The sequence below is a fragment of the Neisseria sp. 74A18 genome (assembly GCF_001308005.1).
Classification (GTDB): Bacteria; Pseudomonadota; Gammaproteobacteria; order Burkholderiales; family Neisseriaceae; genus Neisseria; species Neisseria dumasiana.
Genome location: NZ_LGZA01000085.1, coordinates 1 through 592 on the forward strand (window position 1 = coordinate 1; position 592 = coordinate 592).

Consider the following 592-nt stretch of genomic DNA (forward strand, 5'->3'; position numbering starts at 1 on the left):
GCCGATATGGGTAGTAGGGATGCCCAATATGTCTTGGGTGATATGATTAGCAGCATAGATGATGATGCTACGCGACCATTCCGTTTGGATTTGATGAAAAAGCTGTATCAGTGTGCAGCAGAGCAAGGACAAAAAGATGCAGCATATTGGCTGGGAATGTTTTTGCCTGATGAAAATAAATATAAAGAAGCTGTTGATGCCTACCATTTAGCAATAAAAAGTGGCAAGGATTCCGCCGCCCGTAGATTATCAAGAGCATTTACAGGAAACTTAAAAGAAGGAGATATTGATTTTCTCAATCTAGCTCAAGATGCCGAACGCGCCCGCCGCTATAACATCATCAGTGATTATCTTTCCAATTACGACTTTATGTCGCCCAAAGTCCCTGATTTGGATGAAATAGTGCCATTACCGCCGGCACCATTGCCGGAATGGGACGGTAAGATTGCTTTCCAACGCTGGGTGGAGGGAAAAGAACCGCCCAAGCCCTCCGACGAGCTGATGAAAAAACTGGCCGATCAAGCCAAGCTGGATGTGAAAACTGGTCTTCCCCTTGCCGAACCGACCCAACCGGAAGCAGCCAAGGCATATT

1 protein-coding gene is annotated in these 592 nt (G+C 46.3%); it reads left to right on the forward strand.

Translation table 11 applies throughout. From position 1 onward, the window contains the following. Positions 1 to 592, forward strand: a 592-nt coding sequence (locus tag AKG43_RS13020; RefSeq protein WP_231718169.1) for a DUF6396 domain-containing protein, incomplete at both ends; no start/stop codon positions are given.